The sequence below is a fragment of the Thermoplasma sp. genome (assembly GCF_023256435.1).
Taxonomy (GTDB): Archaea; Thermoplasmatota; Thermoplasmata; order Thermoplasmatales; family Thermoplasmataceae; genus Thermoplasma.
Map to the genome: position 1 here is coordinate 1 of NZ_JAGDXM010000031.1, position 4,208 is coordinate 4,208.

Sequence of the window (4,208 nt, forward strand, 5' to 3'; positions counted from 1 at the left end):
GGAAGATCCGAAGCTTTAGCTTAGGAGTAGCTCACGCACGTTGATGCAACTAAAGATAATAATGAAAAGAGAATAAAAGTATAGTTTCCTTTGCTGTATCCATAGAGCAAGCCAGATGTAATATCAGGAAATACAGGTAAACTTTTTTTTACTTTTTAATTAATATATTATGTGTCAATATATAACTATGAAGCAGGTCGAAATGAGAATATATGGGATGACATGCGATGATTGTGTCGTCACTGTGAAGAGAGGGCTCAAGGCTGTAAACGGTGTATTGGATGCAGAGGTATCGCTGAAGGAGGGAAAGGCCATTGTTAAAGTGGACGAGACTAAGGTCAATCCGGAAAATCTGGAAAACGCTGAAGTCTTCAGAACCACGAGATACAGAGGCGAGGTGAGAAAGATTGAGTGAGGAGTACGACCTCCTCATCATTGGATATGGAGCAGCTGCATTCTCAGCGGCGATCAAAGCCTCTGAGATCACATCCGGTCAGGCGGAAATAGCCATGGTCGGTATAGGGCCGCTTGGCGGGACATGCGTTAATGTTGGATGCGTTCCATCCAAAATGCTAATATCTGCAGCAAAAAATTTCAAATACATATCTGAACCGAGATATCCGGGCTTGAAAGCTGGCGAATACAGATCCGATACCTCAAAGATACTTGATTTTATAAGATCGGCCGTTGAAAATGAGAGGGTGAAGAAATATGAAGATGTCCTTAGATCTTATAACAGCATAGACCTGTATAAATCACGTGCTGTATTCATCGGTGATCGAAAAATAAAACTTGAGGATGGAACAGAACTGTTTGGTTATAACGTACTGATAGCCACAGGTAGCAAGCCTTCTATCCCAAATATACCAGGTCTAGGTGATGCGGGATATATAACGAGCAATGAACTCTGGAATCTGAAAATGATACCTAAAAGCATAGCAATAATAGGTGCTGGCCCAATAGGATCAGAAATTGGGCAGGCGGTGGCAAGGCTTGGAACCAAGGTTCACATAATAGAGATGGCGGATCAGATCCTTCCAGGTATACCCAGCGATATGGCTAAAAAGATAATGGATGAAATGGCAATGGATGGCGTAAGCTTCTCACTTTCATCGTCGGTGGAGAAGGTATACATAAGAAATGGTAAAAAGATACTGACTGTTCGCGGAAAAGAAAATTCAGACGAAATAGAAGCTGATGAAATACTTGTCGCTACCGGAAGATCTCCAAACATTGATCTTGGCCTTGAGAACACAGGTGTAGAATATGACAGGCAGGGTATAATTGTGGATGCAGATCTAAGGACATCAAATAAGAGGATATATGCAGCAGGAGACGCTGTGAAACAGAAATATAAGCTTGAGACGCTTGCAGCAAAGGAAGGCGTCATTGCGGCTCAGAATATATTTGATCATGCAGGTATAAAGATTGATATATCCAGTTTCCCAGTGGCCGTATTCACTCAGCCAGAATATGCTTCTGTTGGATATTCTGAGGAAGATGCAGTTTCAGCTGGAATAAATTATGAGATCAGAACAATAAAAACCTCGGATGTGGCAAAGGAAAGGATATTGAGAAATCCATATGGCATGATCAAGATGATATCCGAACGTGAGACCGGGAAGATCATAGGCGTACAGATGGTGGCTGAAGGTGCCGCAGATATGATCAATGAAGCTTCAGTTATTGTCAATTCAGGAATAACCGTAAAGCAGCTGATTGACACGCCGCATGTATTTCCGACTGTGAATGAGGGAATAAAGCTTGTCGCACAGTCATTTCTCCGTGATATCAGCATGATGAGCTGTTGCATGGAATGATGGGTCAATGAAATAATAAATTAAACTGGAAAGGAACACTATGAATGCCAGTACTGTCCAGAGATTCCTGAAGCCTATGCCTACGATCATGATGGCAGAAATAACAGGTCCAATTATTCCGCTTGACTGCCAGAACATATTGGCTATTCCTGAAACACTTCCGGCCCTCTCCCTCCCTATATCTATTGCAAGGCCAGAGTTACCCGGTGTGATTATGAACCTGAAAAATCCCATAACAAGCGATATGATGATGAGAAGCAGATCAGACCTCACGAAGGAGAATGCCAGTATAAGCAGGCCATAACATATCAGAGAAATGACAACCGCATTCTTTGTTCCGATCCTCGATATCAGAAAGCCTGAAAAAAAGGTTGAAAACAAACCCGAGATTGCCATTGAGGAAAATATCAGGCCTGCTATGACCGGATCTATTCCTATTGAAACAAAATACTTGTATGCATAGAGCGTCAGCGACCAGTATGATAGGAAAAATATGAGCCCACCCAGGGACAGCAAGATAACATTCCTGTTTCTGATTAGCGAAAGATCTATTCTGTATCCAGTTTTATCTGTTTTTAGCCTTAACGCCATAAATGCCACTATCAACGACGCGATAGCAGACGAGTAATATCCCCACCGCCATCCAACTGCCATCGCAAGAGATGGAAGGGCAAAACCGGATACCACGATCGCTAGAGGCCAAGCTATACTGTAGTATCCCACATAGATGCTCCTCCTATCTCTGTAGTAATGATTCATTACGTTTATCGATGCCGGATAGATCCATCCAGCCGTGAAACCCATAATTAAGCTCGAAATATATTCCCACAGGATGTCCGGGGAAAGTGCGGACATGATGGAGGAGGCGGCCAGACCTATGAGGGACAAAGCTATGACCATACCACCGGAAAACCTATCTGATACAAAGCCAGACGGTATCTGCACAATGACATAGCCAATAAAGAAAATGGCGAAGGCTATTCCTTCTTCAGATACTGTGGGTCTGAATGGCATGTATACGGAGAGAATGGTCCATGAAAGTCGGACGTAGTAACTCAGGAAAAAGGATGAGCTGGCCACAAATAAAGGGTATAGCTTAGCCACGGTTGCTGATTATTTACTGTATGAAAAATCTGATCATGCTTTGCCGGTTATGAGCGCCTCAATCTGTGTCCTTATCTTGCTGGCATAAACTTTCTCCTCGTTTTCTGCATAAGACTGCCTCGGCCAGAAGAAACCCTTGAGACCATCCTTATGCTTCCTGGGGATTATGTGAACATGCACATGGGGTACGCTCTGGCTTACCTTGTTATTTATTGCTATGAAGGTACCATCTGACATAGTGGCTCTCTCCACGGCCATCGATATAAGATTTACGGTCTTCATCATTCTCTGTAGCGTTAGGTCATCCATGTCATATATGTCTCTGAAATGCTTTTTCGGAACCAGCAGAGTATGTCCTTTAAAGAGAGGCTTATAATCAAGGAACGCAACAAAATATTCATCGGAATAGACCATTTCTGACGCTATCTTTCCTGAGATTATCTCGCAGAATTTACAATTGATCTCCTCGCTATCCTCTTCGAATAGCGTCAGCTGCTTTCCGGGCACATTCAAATATCGTTTTTATGTTAATAATTTTTATCCTGAAGCCGATAATTTATGAAGCGTCACTTCGATTGAAAAATCTATATCTATCCGATCCATAAGGGTAAGAAGGGCTTGTGGTCCAGTGGCTACGACGTCTCCCTCACACGGAGAAGATCGCCGGTTCGAATCCGGCCAGGCCCATAGTTCAGTGCAAATGTGCATTATATAATTGGTAAGATGTAGGTAGCTTCTCTATCGAGACAATTATATCAATATCGGGATCATAATACCCGTTATCAAGAGAAAATCTGATTTCATAAATGTAGGGTTAAGAAAGACCAGAGTTTCAGGGCGGGAAGCATATCGGAATACGGAATATTTATCATCTGCTCAAAGTCATTTATTAAAAGGTGGTTTATCGAATCTTCTGATTTATGATGCAAACAGTTGAACTGAATTCTTAAAATAATCACAGTTTTTATATGCGGGCGTTAGATTATGATTATAATTTTGCGGTACCAGTCTTAGGGTATGACAAAAATAGACAAAATAAATGACAATGATTAATATTTTCATGCAAGTAGAATTGAAAGATCGCAATGCAGGTCATAAATTATTTTTCCAGTTTTTTCCTTAATAAAATAAATACATATTTTGTTTTCCTACATCGTTATTATCATAAAGGTATTTTATAATAGTCGACCCACTGGTCGGGAGACTGAATGATGAATAGAAAAATGATATTGGTATTGGTAGCAGTGGTTGCAACCGTACTGCCGGCTGTGGCGGTTGCGGACG

General features: G+C 41.7%; 4 protein-coding genes and 1 tRNA gene. 3 read left to right on the top strand and 2 right to left on the bottom strand.

Annotated features, from left to right (window positions below; genetic code table 11):
• The first annotated feature begins 187 nt into the window (after positions 1-187).
• Positions 188-415 (top strand): heavy-metal-associated domain-containing protein, encoded by a 228-nt coding sequence (locus tag Q0C15_RS04025; protein WP_297216476.1) that lies wholly within the window; start codon positions 188-190, stop codon positions 413-415.
• A complete protein-coding gene (gene merA, locus Q0C15_RS04030) occupies positions 408-1,820 on the top strand; it encodes a mercury(II) reductase (protein WP_297216479.1) in 1,413 nt (470 codons plus the stop codon). Before Q0C15_RS04025 ends, merA begins: the two co-directional genes overlap by 8 nt.
• Here merA and Q0C15_RS04035 read toward each other — a convergent pair.
• Together Q0C15_RS04035 and Q0C15_RS04040 are read right to left on the bottom strand one after the other, a co-directional pair.
• The gene (locus Q0C15_RS04035) at positions 1,776-2,924 is read right to left on the bottom strand and encodes an MFS transporter (protein WP_297216482.1); all 1,149 of its coding nucleotides are present in this window, start codon (positions 2,922-2,924) and stop codon (positions 1,776-1,778) included. The two genes, merA and Q0C15_RS04035, sit on opposite strands and share 45 nt — an antisense overlap.
• Before the next feature lie 33 nt (positions 2,925-2,957).
• A complete protein-coding gene (locus Q0C15_RS04040; RefSeq protein ID WP_297216485.1) occupies positions 2,958-3,431 on the bottom strand; it encodes an HIT family protein in 474 nt (157 codons plus the stop codon).
• Positions 3,432-3,538: 107 nt separating this feature from the next.
• On the opposite strand from Q0C15_RS04040, the gene Q0C15_RS04045 reads away from it, so the two are divergent.
• A tRNA-Val gene (locus Q0C15_RS04045) sits at positions 3,539-3,611 on the top strand.
• The last annotated feature ends 597 nt before the right edge of the window (positions 3,612-4,208 follow it).